This is a genomic window from Alkalihalobacillus sp. AL-G, from assembly GCF_030643805.1.
Classification (GTDB): Bacteria; Bacillota; Bacilli; order Bacillales; family Fictibacillaceae; genus Pseudalkalibacillus.
The window spans coordinates 2,398,792-2,421,336 of sequence record NZ_CP094656.1 but is presented as its reverse complement, the minus strand read 5'-3'; the positions used below and the strand labels follow the sequence as shown (position 1 = coordinate 2,421,336).

The following is a 22,545-nucleotide window of genomic DNA, read 5'->3' as shown; positions in this document are numbered from 1 at the left end:
TATGGACTTACTTAACATACTATTAGTCAGCTTGATCGGCTACTTGATCGGATCCATCAGCTTTAGTTATCTGATTGCGAAAAAAATTAAAAAGGTCGATATCCGTACGCAAGGGAGCGGAAATGCGGGCGCAACGAATACGCTGAGAGTACTCGGTTGGGGACCGGCGATTGCTGTCCTATTGCTCGATACATTTAAAGGGATTGCTGCAGTTTTGATCAGTTATTGGCTTGGGGTCGAAGGTTGGATTGCATTTTTTGCAGGTCTCTTCGCTATCGTGGGTCATAACTGGCCGATTTATTACGGTTTTCGAGGTGGAAAGGGTGTCGCAACTACGATCGGTGTATTTGCGATTCTTGTATTCCAGCCCACTCTCATCGCTGGCATCATAGCTATTTTAATAATTGTATTTACAAGATACGTCTCACTCGGATCCTTATTATTGATGATTTTGACACCTATTTTGACTGCGCTGTTTGGCAATTACGATTCATCTTACATACTGCTTGCTGTTGTGATCAGCCTATTATCAATTTGGAGACACCGCACCAATATTATCCGTCTTGTGAAAGGAACCGAAAATAAAATTGGACAACGAAAGGAAGTGTCTGGCTGATGAAAAGGGTAGCTGTAATAGGTGCCGGAAGCTGGGGAACCGCTCTTGCAATGGTTCTGGCTGACAATGGACACGATGTTCGTCTATGGGCTCGACGTCCAGAACAAGTGGATGAAATCAATAAAGAACATACGAACAAAAGATATTTACCTGAAATCCAACTTCCGCAGAATATCATTGCGACAACCGATCTGGAAGAGGTTATTGCAAAAACCGATACAATTGTACTCGTAACACCTACAAAAGCAATGAGGGAAATTTTACAAAGCCTTAAAGTACTCCTGAAAAGTCCTGTAACGATTGTTCATGCTAGTAAGGGGATTGAGCCAGATACGCTCTTGCGTGTTTCTGAAGTGATTGGGGATGAAATTCCTGAGCAGCTTCGAAAGGACATCGTCGTTCTTTCTGGACCGAGTCATGCTGAAGAAGTAAGCCTCCGTCAACCAACCACGGTGACGGTTTCTTCAAAGGACCTGAAAACTGCAGAACAAATTCAAGACCTCTTCATCAATCCGAATTTTAGAGTATATACAAATCCCGATATCATCGGTGTTGAGCTTGGTGGAGCACTTAAGAATATCATTGCGCTTGGAGCCGGGTTGTCCGACGGCCTCGGATATGGGGACAATGCAAAAGCAGCACTGTTGACAAGAGGCCTTGCTGAAATCGCACGCCTCGGTACAATTATGGGAGCAAAGCCTTTGACGTTCGCAGGCTTATCCGGATTAGGGGATCTTGTCGCCACGTGTACGAGTGTCCATAGTCGGAACTGGCGAGCAGGGAATCTGCTCGGAAAAGGCCAAACTCTTGATGAGGTCCTTGGGAACATAGGGATGGTCGTTGAAGGCGTACGTACGACGAATGCGGCTCATCAGCTTGCGCAAAAAGAAGGAGTGGAAATGCCGATAGTCAACGAATTGTATGATGTGCTTTTTCATTCGAAATCTCCAAAAGAAGCTGTGGATTCATTAATGAAGCGAAGTCGGACTCATGAAGGGGAAGACCTTCAGTCCTTAATATCTGATCGTTATTCATTGGACGAAAAAAGCAACCGATAAAACTCACGAAGTCTATCTTCTCGCATAGTATATGATGAATGTTACGTGTGAGGAGGACTTTGATGGACAGAAACAATTTTATGGATGACGTTGAGAAGAAAACCGGCGTTAAAAAGAATGACATTTTTAAATTGGCAGATTCCGTACAAAATGCAAATTTACGCGATGAGAAAACAATTCGTCAGCTAATTGCCCAAGTTTCGCGATTAGCCGGTGTTCCTGTATCTAAGGAAAAAGAAGAACAAATTGTAAATGCGATACTAAAAAATAACATCCCTCTGGACATGACCTCGATCGCGAAAATGTTCAAACAAAAATAATCGGCGTAAAATAGGCGATTGAGCGATACAGTATCAATAAATCTTGCATACACTATCATGGAATGGAGATTTTGAGCTGCAGTAGGGAACGGTTATTTAGTCGTGCTGAAGGAAGGCGCCCCTTTTCTTCAGCTTTTTTGCTTGTGTGCAAAGATGAGGATAAGAGGAATAATTACCCTGTAATCGTATCCGTATATAATTTAGACACTAAAGCATTTCAAAAAAACACTGTCAAAAATAATCGTTAGAATATTGTACATATGGAAGATAGGTTGAAGTGTGCTATAATAAGACCCGATGTTGAGGAGGAGTCGTTATGTCCGAAGGTTTAATTAAAATGTGGATCTCGCTTTCTGCGATTGGATTAATGTTCGTAGCAGTACTTTCGATTTCAATCAGTCGGATTAAACTGAGGGGATTTTTCAAATCCATCGTGGCAATCTTTGCATATGCCTGTATGATTACAGCTGGTTTAATGATTGTATACGTTGTATTTAGCGGACCTGTACAGAAATAGATTGGACAAGCTTGTTTTTAACTAGAATAAATGACGATAAGTTTTTATAGATAGGTGATTGTATGAAACGTTTTATGCTCTCGATACTCATATTAAGTTTGACAGTGATATTGACAGGCTGCTTATATCCTGATGATCGTCTTGTTAAAAATCGGACTCCATATGAAGAACAGCTTCATTCCGTCCAAAAGGCCGTCCAGAAATACCGGATGGACACTGGAGTATTGCCCATTGAGAACCGGGACCAGGGTACGCCGATTTACATAAAGTATCCGATTGATTTTGGGAAATTAGTTCCGAGATATATATCTGAACCACCGGGAAACTCCTATCAAACTGGCGGTATTTTTCAATACGTTCTTGTTGACGTTGAGAAAGAGCCCAAAGTGAAGCTGGTCGACCTTGAAGCAGTTGAAAAAGTAAAGGATTATCGACTAAGCATCCGATTGTATCTTGAAAAGAATAATTATCTTCCTTATAAGGATGTATTAGCTAATAAGCGATATACACTCAAATACAAAGAAATCGGGTACGATAAACAGCCTGTTGTCAAAAGCCCATTTACCGGAAATAATTTGCCGCTTATTGTTGATGAAAAAAATAATGTGTATATAGATTACTCAATGGATCTCTATCACGCATTGCAAGATAAAAGTCATTCCTATCAAAACGGTGATGATATTCGCGATATTTTAGTGCGAGATTCAATGTTCGTTCCTGCATTTTCTGTTCCATATACAGTTCAAGATAGTGAACCAGTTTTTTTATTAAAATAGGTATGTTCCCTCCCTTCTATCAATAAAGTGTAGAAAGGGAGGGATTTTTTTACGTATGGAGGTAGAAATACTTTCTATCGCAAAAGCGAATCCTGGGTTAAGCGTGGGCTAAGTCTTGTCTTAGCCAAGATTCTTTATGTCTATGACTATAGAAATAGTCATATTCATTGGACAACGTCATAGATATATATTGTCTAACATTACCCAAACACACTCTGGAATGGGGAGGGGAACGAATGGAAAAAGTAGATATCTTTAAGGATATCGCGGAACGGACGGGTGGCGATATTTATTTAGGTGTAGTGGGGGCCGTTCGGACCGGTAAATCTACGTTCATAAAAAAGTTCATGGAACTCGTAGTACTTCCGAACATTGATAACGAGTCAGATAAGGCACGAGCACAGGATGAATTACCACAAAGTGCAGCAGGAAAGACAATCATGACGACTGAGCCGAAGTTTGTCCCGAACACGGCGGTGAAAATTGAAGTTGATGATGGACTGGAAGTGAATGTTCGGCTGGTAGACAGTGTTGGCTATGCGGTTCCGAGTGCAAAAGGTTACGAAGATGAAGACGGTCCACGTATGATCCACACACCATGGTATGAGGAACCGATTCCTTTTCATGAAGCAGCTGAAATTGGAACAAGGAAGGTTATCCAGGAGCATTCAACATTAGGAGTCGTCGTCACAACGGACGGTTCAATCGGGGAAATTCCGCGCTATGATTACGTAGAATCAGAGGAAAGGATCATCGATGAACTTAAGGAAGTCGGAAAACCGTTTATCATGGTCATCAACTCTGTGCATCCGCATCATCCGGAAACTGAAAAGCTTCGAAGGGATCTTACTGAAAAGCATGATATCCCAGTTCTGTCACTTAGTGTTGAGAGTATGACAGAGCATGATATCAATAACGTTTTAAGAGAAGTATTGTATGAATTCCCTGTACTCGAAGTGAATGTAAACCTACCAAGCTGGGTCATGGTCCTTAACAATGAGCACTGGCTCCGATTAAGCTATGAAGAGTCCGTCCGTGATACCGTCAAAGACATTAAACGTTTAAGGGATGTCGACCGGGTTGTTGGTAATTTCACAGATTTCGAATTCATCGATGAAGCTCGCCTCGCAGGAATCGAAATGGGTCAAGGGATCGCTGAAATCGACTTATATGCACCAGATGATTTATATGACCAAATTTTAAAAGAAGTTGTAGGGGTTGAGATTCGCGGTAAAGATCATTTACTACAACTGATGCAGGAGTTTGCTCACGCGAAATCCGAATACGATCAAATTGCAGATGCATTAAGAATGGTTAAACAGACGGGATATGGAATTGCGGCACCTGCACTTAGTGACATGAGCCTCGATGAGCCTGAAATCATCCGTCAAGGATCTCGTTTCGGTGTACGTCTTAAGGCAGTCGCACCATCCATCCACATGATAAAAGTCGATGTAGAATCAGAATTTGCACCAATCATCGGTACAGAGAAACAGAGCGAAGAGCTTGTAAGATACCTCATGCAAGACTTTGAAGATGATCCACTATCCATTTGGAATTCTGACATTTTCGGAAGGTCACTCAATTCGATCGTTCGAGAAGGCATCCAAGCTAAGCTTTCACTTATGCCAGAAAATGCACGCTATAAACTAAAAGAAACACTTGAACGGATCATTAATGAGGGATCAGGCGGGTTAATCGCAATCATTCTTTAGAGGAAGTTCAAAAAGTCAACAGTATAGTTAGAGACTCCTAACATCGGAGTCTTTTTTGTTTGCGCGTTCTAGCTGTCAGGGTCATAGTGAGTCAATGAATCAACAAATAACGTGTACAAAATAACCCCATTTCCTTCGTTTCTTTTCCCAAAATCTTTTAAATATACAGTTAAACATACAAAACTCGGGAAAAAACATTGAATTTCCATTCAATATCGTTTAATATAAGGCTTGTCAACGTGTTCATACTGTTAGTTCTTAGCATTATTGGTTATAATGACTAAAACCAAACCCCTTTGAGAGGAGGTGAATCGTATGAATAAGACAGATCTTATTAATTCTGTTTCTGAACAAACTCAACTTTCTAAAAAAGACGTTTCTAAAACAGTTGATGCTGTTTTCGAAGCGATCGAAGGCACTTTAAAGAGTGGAGACAAAGTTCAACTGATTGGTTTCGGTAACTTTGAGGTGCGTGAACGCGCAGCTCGTAAGGGTCGCAATCCACAAACAGGTGAGGAAATCGAAATCGCTGCAAGTAAAGTTCCTGCATTCAAACCAGGAAAAGCCCTTAAAGACGCTGTAAAGTAATACGTACATAGGGCGCCATTAAAGAAGAGTCGGACATCGACTCTTCTTTTTTGCACGTTTGGAGATTGTTGTGCTATTATCTGTGTGATAACGCTAATGGAGGAAACCTACTATGGACCATAATAAAATAGAAACTGCGGTTAAAATGATACTTGAAGCAATTGGGGAAGATCCAGAACGTGAGGGATTGCTCGATACACCGAAACGTGTAGCACGAATGTATGAAGAAGTGTTCCAGGGCTTGAATCAAGATCCATCAGAACACTTTCAAACGATCTTTGGAGAAGACCACGAAGAGCTTGTACTCGTGAAAGACATTCCTTTTTATTCAATGTGTGAACATCATCTCGTTCCATTTTTCGGAAAAGCACATGTAGCATACATACCTAAAGGTGGAAAAGTGACAGGACTTAGCAAGCTGGCTCGGGCAGTAGAGGCGGTTGCCAGACGACCACAGCTACAGGAACGAATCACTTCCACAATTGCAGATTCTTTGAAAGATTCTCTTACTCCACATGGTGTAATGGTCATCATTGAAGCAGAACATATGTGTATGACGATGAGAGGCGTGAAGAAATCAGGTTCAAAAACAATCACTTCTGCGGTCAGAGGAATATTTGAAAAAGATCAGGCAGCACGATCTGAAGTGATGAGTTTGATAAATTCATAATGCAAGGGAGGGAAAACCATGTCGAATGAAAATGAATTTTTTGTAATCAAGGCAAAGGAAAACGGTGTTAATGTAATCGGCTTAACACGAGGCACTGACACACGATTCCATCATTCTGAGAAGCTGGACAAAGGTGAAGTGATGATCGCACAATTCACAGAACATACTTCCGCAGTTAAAGTAAGGGGAAAAGCTGTCATTCAAACACGTCATGGAGAAATCCAAACAGATAAGGATTAATCGTCAACATTCAATTGGGGGAATCGTAGTATTTACATTCTGGTGGATTGCAGTGTTCCGTTTGTGATCTTGTCCCCTTATACATACTTGAATCCTTATACGAGTGAGCGTTTCGTTATTGCTGAATGAACCGCATGATTGATTGTTTTTTATGATATAATAGCATTGGAAAAGGTACGCCTTATATAAAGCGACAATAGCGGAGTCGTTATTATAGGTTACATCGAATTTGGTGGGGGCCGAGAGCAGAATGATGAACAACGAAACTAGCCGGACAATATCAACATTGATGCACAATATAGATCAACGATTACAACATCCATATTTAATGCGCTTTATTGATCGTCCCGTAATCGATGAAGATAAGCTTCTTTTAGTTCACATCATGCTCAGTGAAAAAGATCTGAGTAAAAAAGAGCGTGAACAGTATGCGGTATCCACAATGCTTGTACAAATTGCCCTTGATACCCATGAGAAAGTTACAAATCATGATGTTAATGAGGATTCTGATATTAAAAACAGACAATTAACTGTATTAGCTGGAGATTATTATAGCAGCTGGTATTATCACCTGCTGTCTGGTATTAAAGACCTGTCGATGATTCGTACGCTAGCTCAAGGGATTCAAGAAATTAATGAAAATAAAATGCAGTTATATAAAAATGAACAGCAGTCGATCGAAAAATCTATGGATAACCTACGTCGAATCGAGTCCACTCTCCTGTTGAAAACAGCCGAACATTTTCATCTTCCTCTATGGAAAGGGATTGCGGATGAATATTTGTTTATGAAACGTTTGCTGAATGAGCGGAAAAGCATCATGAACAATGAATTTACACCATTGGCAAAGAAAATATCAAACCAGCTTGCCCGGTCAAAGGCAAACTGGCATGGTTTAAAGCAACAATTACTCGAAATATTGGACGGTTATTTATTTCATTCGAAAAGTCGCCTGGAAAAGCTATGGTCAGAAGAACCGTTGATGCATGGTTTATTGGATCAGAGAATGCGTAACTATACGAAACGGTCTGGACTACCAATTGAGAGATATGCGGAAGAAGGTTAATCATATGCAACCAGATACGAAGGAACAACGTGTACACCAAGTATTTGAATCAATCTACAAAAATTACGATACGATGAATTCGGTTATCAGCTTCCAACGGCATATTGCTTGGAGACAAGATACGATGAAACGTATGAACGTTCAATCTGGTGCAATCAGTTTAGATGTTTGTTGCGGTACAGCTGATTGGACGATTGCGATGGCACATACAGTAGGACCGAATGGGGAAGCATATGGATTGGACTTCAGCCAAAACATGCTGAAAATCGGGCAGGAGAAGGTTGATCATCAGGGTCTGAACAATGTTTCGTTGATTCATGGGAATGCAATGGAACTACCGTTCGACTCCGACACCTTCGATTATGTTACGATCGGCTTCGGTTTAAGGAACGTACCAGATCTTGATCAGGTTTTACGGGAAATGTATCGAGTAGTCAAACCTGGAGGAAAGGTAGTCTGTTTGGAAACCTCTCAACCGACCATTCCGGTTTTCAGACAGCTATACTACGGATATTTTCGTTTTGTCATGCCGCTGTTAGGTAAGTTGTTTGCAAAAAGCTATAAGGAGTACTCGTGGCTCCAAGAATCCGCCAAAGGGTTTCCTGGTAGAGTTGAGCTGGCAGATAGATTCAGAGATGCAGGTTTTGTAGATGTATATGATAAAGCATACTCCGGCGGCGTTGCTGCAACACATATTGGAGTCAAACGTTAAGGGCTGGAAAGCTTCAAAGATAGGGCCAGGGTGAAATTATTATGAAATTGACAACAATTTATTCTCATTTAAGAAGCGATCTGTCGTTGGTCGAAAAGGACTTGGAACGAACGATTGGAGCACAGCATTCGATCCTACAGGATGCATCGATTCAACTGTTAAAGGCAGGGGGGAAACGGATACGCCCTGTTTTTGTGCTGTTATCAGCACAGTTTGGACAGTATGATATCGAACGTGTAAAACGAGCAGCAGTCGCGTTGGAATTAATTCATATGGCATCCCTTGTACATGATGATGTGATTGACGATGCATCTCTACGGCGGGGGAAAGCAACAATTAAAGCGCAATGGGATAATCGGGTCGCCATGTATACAGGTGACTATATTTTTGCAAGATCGATTGAGTACATAACGCATTTGGATAATCCTGAGGCACATAACGCTTTATCAGAGGCGATTCTCGAAATGAGCCTTGGTGAGATCGAGCAAATCAGGGATCAATATAATCTCAACCAGAATATACGAAATTATTTACGACGGATCAAACGAAAAACCGCTCTCTTGTTATCAGTAAGCTGTGAGCTCGGTGCTCTTGCTGCTGATGCTGACCGGAATACATTAAAACAGTTGAAGCGCTTTGGTTACTATGTTGGGATGGCGTTTCAGATCACCGATGACATCCTAGACTTTACAGGGACAGAGAAACAGCTTGGAAAACCTGCAGGTGGGGATTTACAGCAAGGTAACATTACACTCCCGGTCTTTTTTGCAATGAAGGATCCCGCTTTTAAAGAACAATTGATACAAGCATGTATGGAGCAGCCGATTGAGCGTCATACAATCGATCTATTGATCCGGATGGTCCATGAAAACGGCTCGATTGAAAAATCAAAACAGGTTGCAGATCGTTATTTGAATAAAGCGTACACGGCGCTCGACTCTTTACCTGATAACCGCCCGAAAAAAGCGTTATTGCAAATAGCGGAGTATATTGGAAAAAGAGACTACTAAAAGTTGTGAAAACGCTTAAAGTTTGATAAAATCATTTTCGGATACACGGACTGTTTAAGCATGTCCGAAAAATTCATACATAGAATAGGAGAGCTTCACATGGAGAAAACTTTCTTAATGGTAAAACCTGATGGTGTTCAACGTAACCTAATCGGTGAAGTTGTAAATCGCTTTGAAAAAAAGGGCTTTAAGCTAGCAGGTGCAAAGCTGATGATGATCAGCGATGAGCTTGCTCAAAATCATTACGGTGAGCACAAAGAGCGTCCATTCTTTGGAGAGCTTGTTGACTTTATTACTTCCGGACCTGTATTTGCAATGGTTTGGGAAGGCGAAAATGTAATTGCAACTGCACGTAACATGATGGGAAAAACAAACCCAGTAGACGCAGCACCTGGTACAATTCGCGGTGACTATGGAGTACAAGTCAGCCAGAACATCATTCACGGTTCTGACTCTCCAGAAAGCGCAGAGCGTGAAGTAAGCTTGTTCTTCAATGAAGAGGAGATTGTGAGCTACGATAAAGAAATCGATAAGTGGGTTTAAGTTTAAAACAGTCGTACTTTAAACTTTAGGAAACACTCCGCTTGATTGCGGAGTGTTTTTTGCACACGTTAAGAAAGTATAAATACTTTCTATAGTATAAGCGCAACTAGGGCGATCGCCTGCACTAAGGCTTGGCGCTAGCCAAGTTTTCTTTATATGATGGCTCCCGCAGCGCCTTAGACTGGAAAGCTCAATAATTCCCCCGTGCTTACACGAGAAAATCTTGAGTCAGACGCCGAAATCCCAAGTTAAACACCAACTCTCTCGTTTTCGCGTGCAAAATTCTTATTCCGCGTCAAACTTCCGATTATCGCGTCAAAACATTAATAGAGCACTAGATCCCAGTGGAAAATGAGGGAGATGCAATTGTAATCTTGATTTTCGCAGTTCATGGACAAAACAGCTGATATTCATGCTGTAAAAATGGCTTCATTCCATTTTTTCGATTATATTCATCTGAAAAACACGAAAAGATGCCCTTAACGAATAAAAATCAATACATTCAGAAAAAAGATTCTATAATTCCCAACGAGTAAATTTTTCAATATATCAATAGGGGATTTTTGATGGTAATTAACAGAAGCTGGTTCAATGAAGGGTCATTCCTGATTTGAGCCATTTTTTTATGCGTTTTTTGTACATTTCTGGTCCGTATCGTACGATATAATGAAAGAATAGAGAGCAATCCGAATAGTGGAGAAGTAAAGAGGAGAATTCAAATGGAGCAGGATTATACGATTTTCACGGAACAAATTAAAAATCATACGGGGATTGATTTAGCTTTATATAAAGAAGGCCAAATGAAACGTAGGCTGACCTCTTTAAGAGACAAAAAGGGGTATGGCAGCTTCCATGATTATTATAAAGCTATGAAAGAAAACACTATACTGTTAGAAGAGTTTTTGGATCGGATGACGATTAATGTATCTGAATTTTACCGAAATCCGTCACAATGGGACGTTTTGGAAACGCAACTTCTACCGAAACTTTTGGAGTCGAAAAAAACAGTCAAAGCGTGGAGCGCGGCTTGTTCAACAGGAGAAGAGCCATACACACTATCGATGATCTTGCACCATTCACTTCGAAAAGAAGATTACTCGATTCTCGCAACAGATATTGACGAACTAGCATTGAAGCGTGCAAAGCTTGGATACTATCTGGAAAGAGCATTGCAAGAAGTTCCTGAACACTTTAAGGAGTTTTATTTTAAAAAGGATGGAATCGGTTATAAAGTTGAAGGTCGGTTAAAGGATAATATAACTTTTGAAAAACAAAATCTACTTCTAGATCCTTTTAAAAGCGATCTGGATCTTATCATTTGTAGGAATGTATTGATATACTTTACAGAAGAGGCAAAAGTACAGCTTTACAAAAAATTCAGTCAAGCGCTACGACCTGGAGGTATTCTTTTTGTAGGGAGTACAGAGCAGATTTTCGAGCCAAAGAATTATGGGCTGCAATCTGTGGCTACCTTTTTTTACGAAAAGATGTCAGACAAGTAGCTGGCTTAGTTGAATGTTAGGAAAGGATCTGTGTAATCATGCGTTATTTAACAGCGGGAGAGTCACATGGACCACAATTGACTGTGATTATTGAAGGCGTTCCTTCGAACCTTGAACTGAGCAAGGAGATGATCGATTACGAACTACAGCGAAGACAAAAGGGACACGGTCGTGGACGTAGAATGCAAATTGAGTCGGATGCGGTCAAAATCGTTGGTGGAGTCCGACACGGGAAAACCACCGGTGCGCCAATCGCGCTAATTGTTGAAAATAAAGACTGGAAGCACTGGCAAACCATCATGGGAAGTGAACCGATTTCAGAAGAAGAAGCCGATCAAATGAAACGGATCATTACGAAGCCGCGCCCTGGTCATGCCGATTTGAACGGAGCGATCAAATACAATCACCGGGATATGAGAAACGTCTTAGAGCGCTCTTCTGCCCGTGAAACGACAGTAAGAGTTGCTGCAGGTGCGGTGGCAAAAGTGTTGCTTAAACAGTTCAACATCAGTACTGCAGGTCATGTTGTCGAAATCGGCGGAGTAAAAGTAGAGGAACAAAGCTTTCAATCTCTTGCACAGCTACGAGAAGTGACTGAAGGATCGCCCGTGCGCTGCTTCGATCACGATACAGGTGAAAAAATGATGGAAGCGATCGATCTGGCGAAAAAGAATGGTGACTCGATCGGAGGTATTGTAGAAGTGATCGTGGAAGGCGTTCCGATTGGACTTGGAAGCCATGTCCATTATGATCGAAAGCTTGATGCGAAAATCGGGGCTGCGATCATCAGTATCAATGCCTTTAAAGGAGTCGAATTCGGCATTGGCTTTACCGCGGCTAGTAAACCGGGAAGTGAGGTTCATGACGAAATTCTCTGGAATGAACAATACGGTTACTATCGTAAAACGAATAATCTCGGTGGATTTGAAGGTGGGATGACAAACGGAATGCCGATTGTCGTAAGAGGTGTGATGAAACCGATTCCGACCCTTTATAAGCCACTTCAAAGTGTGGACATCGAAACGAAAGAGCCGTTTACCGCGAGTATCGAACGTTCAGACAGCTGTGCCGTTCCTTCAGCAAGTGTGGTCGCTGAAGCAGTTGTAGCCTGGGAACTAGCCAATGCTTTGACTGAAAAATTCGGCAATGAATCGATGGAGATGATTCGTTCAAATTTTGACCAGTATGCAACGTACTCAAAGGGGTTTTAACGTGGAAACAATTGATATCAAAACAGGTTCGAAGCAGTATCCCGTTCACATAGGGGGAGGAGCCTCGACACTTTTACAGGACGTACTCCATAAACAGGTGAGTGAATGCTCAGGAATCCTTATCATAACTGATAGCAATGTCGCACCGTTATATTTACGGGAAATTAAAAGCATGTTGACTGATCTTCCAGTGTTCGAGTGGGTGATCCCAGCTGGGGAGTCGAGTAAATCATTACGCGAGTATGAAAAAATCATCAGTTATGCATTGAATAGGAAACTGGATCGGAAGTCAGTCATTGTCGCGCTTGGTGGCGGCGTTGTCGGAGATATTGCTGGATTTGTTGCAGCGACGTATTTACGAGGTGTAGCGTTCATACAAATGCCTACAACCTTATTGGCCCACGATAGCAGTGTCGGTGGTAAGGTGGGCGTCAATCATACGGCAGGGAAGAATTTGATTGGAGCATTTTACCAGCCTGAAGCCGTCATCTATGATCTTCACTATTTAAAATCGTTGTCACGTAAAGAATGGCGGTCAGGATTTGCTGAAATCATTAAAAGTTCATTGATCCGGGATCACGAATTATATCGATTTCTTAATGAAAAGGTTCTCGATTTCCCGATAGAAGATGATGAGGCACTTGTACACGCCGTTTTTGCAGCAATCAGTATAAAAGCTGGAATTGTACAAGAGGATGAATATGAATCAGGTGTCCGTGCTTACTTGAATTTCGGACATACATTGGGTCATGCGATTGAAGCGGAGAGTCGTTATCAACATATTCCACATGGAGAAGCGGTTATGATCGGTATGCTTTTTTCGATTCGTTTGAGCGAAAGAATCTACGGGAAATCGTTGATGCCAGTTGACCTTCTACAGTGGATCAAAAATATGGGCTATTCCATATGGCACCCATCTTTAGCTAGACCGGAGCTTTTGATCGAGAGAATGAAACAGGATAAGAAGAATGCAGGTCAAGAGATTCGGATGGTCTTATATGCCGGATTTGAACAGGTACGAACAAGCGGGGTACCTGAAGACCTATTGCTAGAAGAATTGAAACACTTCGATAAATGGAGCAAAAAGTGTGAATCTTCTTGACAATTTAAATGTTGTTTACTAGGATTGAATTACGTTCTTCTTCTTTTTTCGAAGTGCTTACTGTTCTTGAGGAGAAGCGAAAGGCATACCTGTTTGAGATATAGGTGCAAGCCGGATTGAATATTGATGAGCTGAGTAGAGTTAGAGTTGAGTTTAATAATGAGCTGAGGCGAGCAAGGGTTAAACTAGTTTTTTAAGTATACTCCCATGGCCTTTCTTTGCCATAGGAGTTTTTTGTATATGAAGAAAGTATTCAATGATTTTCTTCATCCCCAATACCACCTCACACCACTCAACTCTATCTGATCTTCTTTTTTCAAAGGGAGTGTGATAGAGCATGTTTACCAATTCCTATCCAAATTGTTTTCAACCACCATGAATTTCTTTTTATCCGAAAACATGAGCGAAAATGCTGAATACGGATGAAAGGAGACACTAATGTTTAAAAATCTATTATCTAAAGGAATCAACGGGTCGACCTATACGGAAGCGGAGTCGAGGGCTCTGATGGATGACATCATGACAGGTGTTGCTACTGAGAACCAAGTCGCAAGTTTATTGACACTACTCCGTTTTCGAGGTGAAACGATTGATGAGCTGACTGGCTTTGTTAAATCGATGAGAAAACATGCGGTCCCATTTTCGACCCCGTTTGATAACGTAGTCGATACGTGTGGAACCGGCGGAGATGGAGCAGGAACCTTTAATATTTCCACAGCAGCTGCGATTGTTATGGCATCAATTGGGGTAAAAGTCGCGAAACACGGTAATCGTGCATTTTCATCTAAAAGCGGAAGTGCTGATGTCTTGGAGCATTTGAATATCCCGATTCAATTAGACCGAGAGGAAGCTTTGCAGGCGTTGGAAGAACATTCGATGTGTTTTCTCTATGCACCAAATTATCATGCTGCAATGAAGCATGCAGTCAATCCACGAAAGGAAATCGGCTTTCGAACCGTATTCAACATCCTAGGTCCACTTTGCAATCCTGCATCGTGTCAACGTCAGTTGCTCGGTGTAGCCGACCCTATTCTAGCTGGGAAAATAGCAGCTGTAGCGCAACGAATCGGAATGCAAAAAGTGATGGTCGTAACAGGTGATGATGGACTTGACGAATGTTCGATTACAACAACCTCTACGTTATTGGAAGTAACTCCACAATCGATTAAAAAGGTTAAAATCGATCCGACGGACGTTGGTCTTGTAAAGGGGAATTTAATGGAGCTTTCGATTTCGTCTTCCTCTGATAGTGCGGCATTGATTCAGAACATTTTCAAAGGAAAAGCTAACCGTTCTGCAATTGAGATCGTCGTGTTGAATGCTGCGGTCGGTCTTGTTGTAGCGGATAAGGTTCAATCACTCGAAGCCGGTGTAAAGCTTTCCAAACAGGCAATCGACTCCGGAAATGTGTGGGACCATTATTTGAAAATGTCGGGATCACGGGGGATGAATCGTGTCTATGCTTAAGCAAATCATTGAAGTAAAACAAGAAGAGATCAAAACATTAGAAAAGCCCGTATACACCGGTAAGTTTACAAGTCGTTCACTGATTGATGCAATAAAAGATCGCTCACGTGATGTCGCACTTATAGCTGAGGTGAAAAAAGCCTCTCCATCTAAAGGTGTGATCCGGAAGGACTTTGACCCTGTTGCGATTGCTGTCGAGTATGCGTCAAGTCAGGTTGATGCGATTTCGGTTATTACTGATCGGACTTTTTTTCAAGGGAATCCCACCTTTCTGACCCAAATCAAACGAGCCGTTGACCTTCCCATCTTGCGCAAGGATTTTATTATCGATCGGATCCAATTGGAGGAAAGTAAAGCGATTGGAGCAGATGCCGTTCTGTTGATCGCTGCAGCATTACAAGTTGAAAAAGCTAAGGAGCTTTATGAGTATGCAAGTGAACTCGGATTGGAGGTACTCCTAGAGGTTCATACCGAGGAGGAGCTTATGAGGATCCTAGACTTTTTCACTCCCGATTTAATCGGCATCAATAATCGTAACCTCGAAACGTTTGATACGAACCTTGAAAATACGTTGAGGATTTCACGAATGTTACCGGATCATATACCGTTCGTAAGTGAAAGCGGAATTCAAACGAATGCTGATATTCAATATGTAAAAAAAGTCAGTGCCTCTGCTGTTCTTGTTGGGGAATCGTTAATGAAATCAAAGGATATTAATGAGGCAGTATGTTGCCTTCTCGAGGATCGAATTTCAATATGACCGCTCTAAAGATTTGTGGGATTCAAACGATTCAAGAGTATGAGCGGATTGCGAAACATGAGATTGATTATGCTGGATTTGTTTTGGCACCGAGCAAAAGGCGGGTCACCCCTGAACACGTCCGTACGATAATCGATAAGTCCAAGGTTAAATCCAGCATGAAGCAGGTCGCTGTATTGGTTGATTTGAGTTTAGAAGAAATTGTCCATACCTGCGAACTGGTTAAGTTTGATGTCATTCAGCTTCATGGTGATGAGGATACCGACTTGATCGAACAGATTCGGAACAAGATGAATATTGAAATTTGGAAGGCGATTCCACATTCTGAAAAATCTCTTACGATGATGGACAAGTACATGGATGCAGTTGATGGATTTGTAATCGATACGAAAGTTCCTGGTAAAAGAGGCGGCACTGGACTAAGTTTTGACTGGAGTACGATTCCTGCATATAGCAAGCTTGCCAATCTCGAACAAAAGCGGTGTTTTATTGCTGGTGGGATTACACCGGAAAATGTTACGGAATGTCTAACCTTTCAGCCATACGGCATTGATTTATCCAGTGGAGTCGAAAAAGGAAATCGAAAGGACGATACATTGTTAAATTTACTCATAGAAAGGATGAAAAATTTTGACTATAACCATTCCAAGTGAACATGGACGATTCGGTCGATTCGGAGGTAGGTTCGTGCCTGAAACATTAATGTACGCTCTTGAGGAACTAGAGCTAGCATTTCAGGAAGCGATGAAGGATTCCACTTTCTTGAAGCAGCTTGAAAAGGAGCTTGTCGATTATTCTGGACGTCCAACCCCGCTGACCTATGCACAAAATTGTACGGAGCTGCTCGGTGGGGCATCCATTTATTTGAAAAGGGAAGATTTAAACCATACTGGCGCCCATAAAATCAATAATGCAATAGGGCAGGTCCTTCTTGCAAAAAGGATGAATAAACGGAAAGTTGTTGCAGAAACCGGTGCGGGTCAACACGGGGTCGCTGTTGCGACCGCTTGCGCAAGGTACGGTTTATCCTGCACCGTTTTTATGGGTGAGGAGGATATCCAACGACAATCATTGAATGTATTCCGAATGCAACTGCTAGGTGCTGACGTAGTGCCTGTTGCTAGTGGGAGCCGGACGTTAAAGGATGCAACCAATGAAGCGATCCGTTACTGGGCAGGCTCTGTACAGGATACGTTCTATTGTATCGGCTCTGTCGTAGGTCCACATCCTTACCCGACCATCGTACGGGACTTGCAATCTATTATCGGTACAGAGACGAGGGAGCAATTTTTAAATCAAGTAAAGAGACTTCCGGATGCCATTATCGCTTGTGTCGGAGGTGGCAGTAATGCGATGGGGATCTTTCATCCGTTTCTTGAGGATTCGGTTGAATTGATCGGAGTAGAGGCAGCGGGTCTCGGTACGGATACACCGAAACATGCGGCATCGATCACAAAAGGTTCTATCGGTGTCATTCATGGATCGATGACGTATTTAATTCAGGATGCATATGGACAAATTATGGAACCTTATTCGATTTCGGCTGGTTTGGATTATCCAGGTGTTGGTCCGGAGCATGCCCATTTAGCAGAGAGCGGGCGAGCGACGTATAAAACGATAACTGATGCCGAAGCAATTGAAGCGTTGCAGGTTTTATGTGAACATGAAGGGATTCTACCAGCGATCGAGAGCGCACATGCCCTTGCACAAGGGTTTAAAGAAGCCGCTTCACGAGGAAGTGAGGAAGCAATTGTCATTTGTTTATCAGGAAGAGGCGACAAAGATGTCTCCACACTCATTAATATCATCAAAGGGGGGAAAGCAAATGAACAGGTTTGATCAAATAAGGAATAAAAAAGAACCGATATTCATCCCGTTTCTGATGGCAGGAGATCCTACTGAAGCCGATACGATTGACTTGGCTCTTCTATTACAGGAGGAGGGTGCCGATGTACTCGAAATTGGAATCCCTTATTCCGATCCACTTGCGGATGGACCGGTCATTCAGGAGGCTGCGAAGCGCGCCCTTAAGGGTGGTATGAATCTTGAGAAAGCAATGAAAATGGTTGGAAAAATGCGAAAATCAGGACTCCACATCCCTATTGTTCTGTTTACTTATTACAATCTTTTGCTACAATTAGGACAACAGCATGTGATCGACAAAATGAATGAATACGGTATCGACGGACTGCTTGTTCCCGACCTCCCGTTTGAGGAAAGTGAGTCGCTTCGAAATGGATGCAAGGATAGTCGCATCTGTTGCATCTCACTGGTTGCACCGACGACCTCTCCGGAACGGTTGATTAAAATCTCTCAAAATGCAGAAGGCTTCTTATATTGCGTATCATCACTTGGTGTAACCGGTGAACGGAATGCCTTTCATCCCGAGGTACAACGGTTAGTACAGGAAGCTAAGTTTTATTCGAACGTACCAGTAGCATTGGGGTTTGGAATTTCAAGCCGCGAGCAATTTGAAGAAGTAAGCAAAATTTGCGATGGCGTGATTATCGGTAGTTCTTTAATCCGTAAAGCAGAAGAGCTTCAATCTGTTTCAAGTGGAATGGAAACAGAGAATTGGAAAGAATCTTTTAAAAGTTATGTAGGTTCCCTTCTTCCTTCTAAATCGTCAACTTTTTGAACAAGGCAGAAGGGCGATTCTTATTCAAGGTTATGAGGTGTAGACGTGAAAGCAAAGGAACAGATTTTAACATTGAAGGCTTATCAACCAGGTAAACCAATTGAAGAGGTAAAGCGTGAGCTCGGGCTTACTTCAGTAACAAAATTAGCGTCGAATGAAAATCCTTTCGGTTGTGCTCCAGCTGTTAAAGATGCGGTAATGGATGAACTCGATCGGGTTTCGATTTATCCAGACGGGTACGCAGCAGAAATTCGGGATAAGCTGGCACATTATCTCGGTGTTCTACCGAGGCAAATTTTATTTGGAAATGGGTCTGATGAGGTTGTAGAGATGTTTTGTAGGACGTACCTTAGCCCTGATACGAATACGGTTATGGCTAAGCCTACATTTCCACAGTATCGTCATAATTCTGTTATTGAAGGGGCAGAAATCCGAGAAATTGCATTGGACGATCAAGGCCACCATGATCTCGACGAAATGTATGAAGCAATCGATGAAAACACGAAGATTGTTTGGATTTGCAGTCCGAACAACCCGACAGGTACATATGTTTCTAAGGAAAAGTTGGTATCTTTTTTAGAACGTGTCCCTAAAGACGTTATCGTTGCCTGTGATGAAGCGTATTGTGAGTATGTTGTTGCAGAGGATTATCCAGATACCCTTGCCTTGCAGCGTGATTATCCGAATCTTGTTGTTTTCCGAACCTTTTCAAAGGCATTCGGACTCGCTTCTTTACGAATCGGGTACGGTGTGGCACATGAGGATTTAATCAGTGTCGTCGATCCTGTCCGCGAGCCGTTCAACACCTCTAGAGTTGCACAAAGAGCCGCGATTTCTGCACTGGATCATCTTGAGTATATTGAAATGTGTCGAATTCGCAATCGAGAAGGAATGGATTTATATGAGCACTTTTGCGAGCAGTATGACCTTGGCTATTATCCGTCCCAAGGGAACTTCATTTTAATAGATTTCAAAACAAAGCAAGGCGATGAAGTTTTTCAATTTCTGTTGCAGCAAGGATATATTGTCCGGTCTGGCAACGCCCTCGGATTTCCAACCTCTGTTCGAATCACGATCGGAAGCGAGGAACAAAACAAGGGAATCATCGACTGCCTCTCAAACTGGCTGGATGCTGAATCCGAAAAATAAACAATTATTTAAAAGGAATGGCTCATTTGAGTCAATCCTTTTTGAATCTTTCATAAAAGAAATTATCTTGTCATGCTTTCGAATACTAAACAATGTTTGAACGAAATGGAGATGGAGAAATAATGGACCGAGTGACAATGCATCCATATAAAAAGGGTTTAAAAGGAACACTTAAAATGCCTGGGGATAAATCAATCACGCATAGGGCGATTATGCTTGGAGCGGTCGCAAACGGGAAAACGACAGTGAAACGGTACCTGAACAGTGCTGACTGTAACAGTACGATACGTTGTGTCCGACAATTAGGTATTCACATAGAAGAACAAAAGGATACATTGACGATTCATGGGAACGGCTGGACCGGTCTTAGAGAAGCGGAGGACACGTTAGATGTCGGGAACTCAGGTACGACGATTCGGCTTTTATCGGGCATCTTGGCTGGCAGTCCAATCCATACTGAAATTACGGGAGATGCATCAATTCGAAGGCGTCCGATGGGCCGGGTTGTTCAGCCGCTTTTAAAGATGGGAGCAAGTATAACAGGCAAGGAGAATGGTGAATTTGCACCGTTAACGATTGCTGGCGGGAATACGAAGGGGATTACGTATGAAAGTCCTGTTGCAAGTGCCCAGGTGAAATCAGCGATCCTGTTTTGTGGTTTGCAAAGTGAAGGAATGACCAAAGTAACAGAGCCATACCGTTCTCGTGACCATTCAGAGCGAATCCTCAAGTCGTTCGGAGCGGCGGTCATGATCGATGAGAGAACGGTACGAACAAATGGAAGGCAAAATTTACAAGCAACAAGCATCGAAGTACCTGGTGATATTTCTTCCGCAGCATTTTTTCTCGGTGCAGGTGCAATCACACCAGGCAGCCAAATAAAAATGAAAGATGTAGGCCTGAATCCGACTCGAACAGGCATTATTGATATATTGATCAGAATGGATGCAAATATATCTATTACAAATAAAAGATTGTTTAATAACGAGCCTGTCGGTGACATTACGATCGGATATTCCTCTTTGCAAGGCATTGAAATCGGGGGAGAGATGATTCCAAGGTTAATCGATGAAATCCCGATGATCGCTTTGATCGCTACTCAGGCATCAGGTGTAACTTACATTAAGGATGCGGCTGAACTACGCATGAAAGAAACCGACAGGATTGAAACGATTGCATCAGAGCTGCAGAAGCTTGGAATTGTCATTGAAACTACAGAGGACGGAATGATTATTGAAGGGAACCAGAAGGTGAAGGGAGGTTCAGTCAGTACGAATGATGACCATCGGATCGGGATGATGCTTGCGGTGGCCTCTTGTATTGCAACCGATGAAGTATCAATCGACGGGATTCCTTCATTGGAAGTTTCCTACCCTGGTTTTCTTGATGACCTCGACTCATTAAAATCTGAATAGGTTAAATAATATAAATTTTCTAAAAATATATTGATTTTATAAGATTGCTTGTTATAATGATGTTAGTATGGTTTCTCTCCACTCCTATCCATATGAAAATGGAACTTTTTCCTGGCGGATTTTCGTGTTACTACGAAAACGAGCTGGGCTTTTTTTTGTGTTATTTCGCAGTATTTTGCCCCCGAGCTGCTTTTTGCAAAAAAAGGAACGAATCGCGCTATGATACCTTCGAACTGTACTTTTGCAAAAGAAGGAACGATTCAACCTCTATGATGCCCTCAACCTGCATCCTTTGCACAAAAAAGGAATCATACAAGCCTTTATGATGGCCATACTTCACTCGATCCCCATTTATCGTACTTATGTTACCAGAATACATGTCATCCAGTTCTATCCCTGTCTGTCCTATCATAGCCTGTCAGTAATAGTTCTGCGTTAAAGCTAAAGGGGGAGAACAGGTGGAATATATCCTTGAAAATGTATGGACGACAGATGAGGAACCGAAAAAGAAAAACGTTCATGTCAAAAATTCAATCGTTAGCTACGTTTCAGAACGCCCATTGAAAATGAAATGTATGACCGTCAATACGAGCGGACTTCATGTTATCCCAGGCTTTGTGATGAGAGATTTCTCTTTGGAGGGAATGGATACCGAAAGTTTGTTGAAGAGATGTAAACAATTAATCAGTACAGGGTGCACAACCGTTGTCACGACTTTTTCGATTCGATTCGCAAAGGAATTAGAGGGCAGGTATAACCGATTGGTAGAACACCTTTCCGTATTGCCGATTGATTATGTGATCGGACTTTCGCTTCCAATGACCCGTATTACACCATCACTCATACGTACATGCCAAAAGAAAAAGATTCCTTTCATATATGGTATCCTCGAGCAGGAAGAAGATATCGACACCGTCATTTGGGAATGGATTCGAAACGTCAACTTTCCTTATACGATTCCAATCATTGCAGGGTGGGAACAACTGGCCCTTCAGGAAAAAAGATTAATGCAACTGCAAGATCGTTGGAGTAGAGTTTCCAAATCAAAGTCGATAACTACTATTAAACAGTTACCACTACCGGAACAGCCTTTTACGAAATATCATCTGCAGGAACTCGGCATATACCCTCAAAAAGGTTCTTGGGTTACAGGGTGTGATATTGATTATGTCATTTATGAACAAGACACTCCACTTGCTGCTCAATCGAGAGTTCAGTATGATGAAAGTAACCAACCAGTATTAGTTGTCAGAAAAGGAACAGCTCTAAAGGTAGGAGATGACATCTACATAAATCCTGGGGAAGGGAAGCAACTGCAAATAACTCGACCGGGACTATTTCGAGCGATGTCAAATGACCTGTTATGAACCATACGAACAGGATGTCAAGGCAGTTCAACATTTCCATCGGATGCAATGAATTTAGATGAAACTCCGATTAAGACCCGCTTTTATTTATAGAAAGGATGTC

At 42.0% G+C, this 22,545-nt stretch carries 24 protein-coding genes; all 24 read left to right on the top strand.

Features of this window, described 5'->3' with window-relative positions; all coding sequences use genetic code 11:
- The first annotated feature begins 1 nt into the window (after window position 1).
- The gene (gene plsY / locus MOJ78_RS12425; RefSeq protein WP_304977660.1) at window positions 2–616 is read left to right on the top strand and encodes a glycerol-3-phosphate 1-O-acyltransferase PlsY; all 615 of its coding nucleotides are present in this window, start codon (window positions 2–4) and stop codon (window positions 614–616) included.
- On the top strand, window positions 616–1,674 hold the full coding sequence (locus MOJ78_RS12420) for an NAD(P)H-dependent glycerol-3-phosphate dehydrogenase (RefSeq protein ID WP_304977659.1): 1,059 nt from the start codon (window positions 616–618) through the stop codon (window positions 1,672–1,674). The genes plsY and MOJ78_RS12420 overlap by 1 nt, the downstream gene beginning before the upstream one ends.
- A 62-nt stretch (window positions 1,675–1,736) precedes the next feature.
- Window positions 1,737–1,994, top strand: a complete 258-nt coding sequence (locus MOJ78_RS12415) for a stage VI sporulation protein F (protein WP_304977658.1) — start codon at window positions 1,737–1,739, stop codon at window positions 1,992–1,994.
- A 316-nt stretch (window positions 1,995–2,310) separates the two neighbouring features.
- On the top strand, window positions 2,311–2,511 hold the full coding sequence (locus tag MOJ78_RS12410) for a DUF2768 domain-containing protein (RefSeq protein WP_304977657.1): 201 nt from the start codon (window positions 2,311–2,313) through the stop codon (window positions 2,509–2,511).
- 62 nt (window positions 2,512–2,573) lie between these two features.
- A complete protein-coding gene (locus tag MOJ78_RS12405; RefSeq protein ID WP_304977656.1) occupies window positions 2,574–3,287 on the top strand; it encodes a YphF family lipoprotein in 714 nt (237 codons plus the stop codon).
- 236 nt (window positions 3,288–3,523) lie between these two features.
- Window positions 3,524–5,002, top strand: a complete 1,479-nt coding sequence (gene spoIVA / locus MOJ78_RS12400; protein WP_304977655.1) for a stage IV sporulation protein A — start codon at window positions 3,524–3,526, stop codon at window positions 5,000–5,002.
- Window positions 5,003–5,317: 315 nt separating this feature from the next.
- Window positions 5,318–5,590: an HU family DNA-binding protein gene (locus tag MOJ78_RS12395; protein WP_257347712.1), complete on the top strand. Its 273-nt coding sequence runs from the start codon at window positions 5,318–5,320 to the stop codon at window positions 5,588–5,590.
- Window positions 5,591–5,702: 112 nt separating this feature from the next.
- Window positions 5,703–6,260: a GTP cyclohydrolase I FolE gene (folE, locus tag MOJ78_RS12390; RefSeq protein WP_304977654.1), complete on the top strand. Its 558-nt coding sequence runs from the start codon at window positions 5,703–5,705 to the stop codon at window positions 6,258–6,260.
- An 18-nt stretch (window positions 6,261–6,278) separates the two neighbouring features.
- Window positions 6,279–6,500 carry a trp RNA-binding attenuation protein MtrB gene (gene mtrB, locus MOJ78_RS12385; RefSeq protein WP_304977653.1) on the top strand — a complete coding sequence of 74 codons (222 nt, stop codon included), beginning with the start codon at window positions 6,279–6,281 and terminating at the stop codon, window positions 6,498–6,500.
- Between the two features lie 250 nt (window positions 6,501–6,750).
- Window positions 6,751–7,566 carry a heptaprenyl diphosphate synthase component 1 gene (locus MOJ78_RS12380; protein ID WP_304977652.1) on the top strand — a complete coding sequence of 272 codons (816 nt, stop codon included), beginning with the start codon at window positions 6,751–6,753 and terminating at the stop codon, window positions 7,564–7,566.
- Window positions 7,567–7,570: 4 nt separating this feature from the next.
- On the top strand, window positions 7,571–8,278 hold the full coding sequence (gene menG, locus MOJ78_RS12375; RefSeq protein WP_304977651.1) for a demethylmenaquinone methyltransferase: 708 nt from the start codon (window positions 7,571–7,573) through the stop codon (window positions 8,276–8,278).
- A gap of 41 nt (window positions 8,279–8,319) precedes the next feature.
- Window positions 8,320–9,288, top strand: coding sequence for a heptaprenyl diphosphate synthase component II (hepT, locus tag MOJ78_RS12370; RefSeq protein ID WP_304977650.1), 969 nt, complete (start codon window positions 8,320–8,322; stop codon window positions 9,286–9,288).
- Between the two features lie 99 nt (window positions 9,289–9,387).
- Window positions 9,388–9,831, top strand: a complete 444-nt coding sequence (gene ndk / locus MOJ78_RS12365; RefSeq protein WP_304977649.1) for a nucleoside-diphosphate kinase — start codon at window positions 9,388–9,390, stop codon at window positions 9,829–9,831.
- Window positions 9,832–10,550: 719 nt separating this feature from the next.
- Window positions 10,551–11,333, top strand: a complete 783-nt coding sequence (locus tag MOJ78_RS12360) for a CheR family methyltransferase (protein ID WP_304977647.1) — start codon at window positions 10,551–10,553, stop codon at window positions 11,331–11,333.
- A 38-nt stretch (window positions 11,334–11,371) separates the two neighbouring features.
- Window positions 11,372–12,544 carry a chorismate synthase gene (aroC, locus tag MOJ78_RS12355; RefSeq protein ID WP_304977646.1) on the top strand — a complete coding sequence of 391 codons (1,173 nt, stop codon included), beginning with the start codon at window positions 11,372–11,374 and terminating at the stop codon, window positions 12,542–12,544.
- Between the two features lies 1 nt (window position 12,545).
- A complete protein-coding gene (gene aroB, locus MOJ78_RS12350) occupies window positions 12,546–13,646 on the top strand; it encodes a 3-dehydroquinate synthase (RefSeq protein ID WP_304977645.1) in 1,101 nt (366 codons plus the stop codon).
- A 438-nt stretch (window positions 13,647–14,084) separates the two neighbouring features.
- Window positions 14,085–15,113, top strand: coding sequence for an anthranilate phosphoribosyltransferase (gene trpD / locus MOJ78_RS12345; RefSeq protein ID WP_304977644.1), 1,029 nt, complete (start codon window positions 14,085–14,087; stop codon window positions 15,111–15,113).
- A complete protein-coding gene (gene trpC / locus MOJ78_RS12340; protein WP_304981248.1) occupies window positions 15,106–15,873 on the top strand; it encodes an indole-3-glycerol phosphate synthase TrpC in 768 nt (255 codons plus the stop codon). The genes trpD and trpC overlap by 8 nt, the downstream gene beginning before the upstream one ends.
- Window positions 15,870–16,526 carry a phosphoribosylanthranilate isomerase gene (locus MOJ78_RS12335; protein ID WP_304977643.1) on the top strand — a complete coding sequence of 219 codons (657 nt, stop codon included), beginning with the start codon at window positions 15,870–15,872 and terminating at the stop codon, window positions 16,524–16,526. The genes trpC and MOJ78_RS12335 overlap by 4 nt, the downstream gene beginning before the upstream one ends.
- On the top strand, window positions 16,504–17,712 hold the full coding sequence (gene trpB / locus MOJ78_RS12330) for a tryptophan synthase subunit beta (RefSeq protein WP_304977642.1): 1,209 nt from the start codon (window positions 16,504–16,506) through the stop codon (window positions 17,710–17,712). Before MOJ78_RS12335 ends, trpB begins: the two co-directional genes overlap by 23 nt.
- Window positions 17,699–18,511 (top strand): tryptophan synthase subunit alpha, encoded by an 813-nt coding sequence (gene trpA, locus MOJ78_RS12325; protein ID WP_304977641.1) that lies wholly within the window; start codon window positions 17,699–17,701, stop codon window positions 18,509–18,511. The genes trpB and trpA overlap by 14 nt, the downstream gene beginning before the upstream one ends.
- A 45-nt stretch (window positions 18,512–18,556) precedes the next feature.
- Complete coding sequence (gene hisC / locus MOJ78_RS12320; RefSeq protein ID WP_304977640.1) at window positions 18,557–19,660, top strand: histidinol-phosphate transaminase; 1,104 nt, start codon at window positions 18,557–18,559, stop codon at window positions 19,658–19,660.
- Window positions 19,661–19,782: 122 nt separating this feature from the next.
- On the top strand, window positions 19,783–21,075 hold the full coding sequence (aroA, locus tag MOJ78_RS12315) for a 3-phosphoshikimate 1-carboxyvinyltransferase (protein ID WP_304977639.1): 1,293 nt from the start codon (window positions 19,783–19,785) through the stop codon (window positions 21,073–21,075).
- 458 nt (window positions 21,076–21,533) lie between these two features.
- Window positions 21,534–22,442 (top strand): hypothetical protein, encoded by a 909-nt coding sequence (locus MOJ78_RS12310; protein WP_304977638.1) that lies wholly within the window; start codon window positions 21,534–21,536, stop codon window positions 22,440–22,442.
- Window positions 22,443–22,545: the final 103 nt, after the last annotated feature.

Coding starts and splice junctions, on each gene's coding strand:
- plsY (WP_304977660.1), top strand. CDS start 2: ATGGACTTACTTAACATACTATTAGTCAGCTTGATCGGCTACTTGATC.
- MOJ78_RS12420 (WP_304977659.1), top strand. CDS start 616: ATGAAAAGGGTAGCTGTAATAGGTGCCGGAAGCTGGGGAACCGCTCTT.
- MOJ78_RS12415 (WP_304977658.1), top strand. CDS start 1,737: ATGGACAGAAACAATTTTATGGATGACGTTGAGAAGAAAACCGGCGTT.
- MOJ78_RS12410 (WP_304977657.1), top strand. CDS start 2,311: ATGTCCGAAGGTTTAATTAAAATGTGGATCTCGCTTTCTGCGATTGGA.
- MOJ78_RS12405 (WP_304977656.1), top strand. CDS start 2,574: ATGAAACGTTTTATGCTCTCGATACTCATATTAAGTTTGACAGTGATA.
- spoIVA (WP_304977655.1), top strand. CDS start 3,524: ATGGAAAAAGTAGATATCTTTAAGGATATCGCGGAACGGACGGGTGGC.
- MOJ78_RS12395 (WP_257347712.1), top strand. CDS start 5,318: ATGAATAAGACAGATCTTATTAATTCTGTTTCTGAACAAACTCAACTT.
- folE (WP_304977654.1), top strand. CDS start 5,703: ATGGACCATAATAAAATAGAAACTGCGGTTAAAATGATACTTGAAGCA.
- mtrB (WP_304977653.1), top strand. CDS start 6,279: ATGTCGAATGAAAATGAATTTTTTGTAATCAAGGCAAAGGAAAACGGT.
- MOJ78_RS12380 (WP_304977652.1), top strand. CDS start 6,751: ATGATGAACAACGAAACTAGCCGGACAATATCAACATTGATGCACAAT.
- menG (WP_304977651.1), top strand. CDS start 7,571: ATGCAACCAGATACGAAGGAACAACGTGTACACCAAGTATTTGAATCA.
- hepT (WP_304977650.1), top strand. CDS start 8,320: ATGAAATTGACAACAATTTATTCTCATTTAAGAAGCGATCTGTCGTTG.
- ndk (WP_304977649.1), top strand. CDS start 9,388: ATGGAGAAAACTTTCTTAATGGTAAAACCTGATGGTGTTCAACGTAAC.
- MOJ78_RS12360 (WP_304977647.1), top strand. CDS start 10,551: ATGGAGCAGGATTATACGATTTTCACGGAACAAATTAAAAATCATACG.
- aroC (WP_304977646.1), top strand. CDS start 11,372: ATGCGTTATTTAACAGCGGGAGAGTCACATGGACCACAATTGACTGTG.
- trpD (WP_304977644.1), top strand. CDS start 14,085: ATGTTTAAAAATCTATTATCTAAAGGAATCAACGGGTCGACCTATACG.
- trpC (WP_304981248.1), top strand. CDS start 15,106: ATGCTTAAGCAAATCATTGAAGTAAAACAAGAAGAGATCAAAACATTA.
- MOJ78_RS12335 (WP_304977643.1), top strand. CDS start 15,870: ATGACCGCTCTAAAGATTTGTGGGATTCAAACGATTCAAGAGTATGAG.
- trpA (WP_304977641.1), top strand. CDS start 17,699: ATGAACAGGTTTGATCAAATAAGGAATAAAAAAGAACCGATATTCATC.
- aroA (WP_304977639.1), top strand. CDS start 19,783: ATGGACCGAGTGACAATGCATCCATATAAAAAGGGTTTAAAAGGAACA.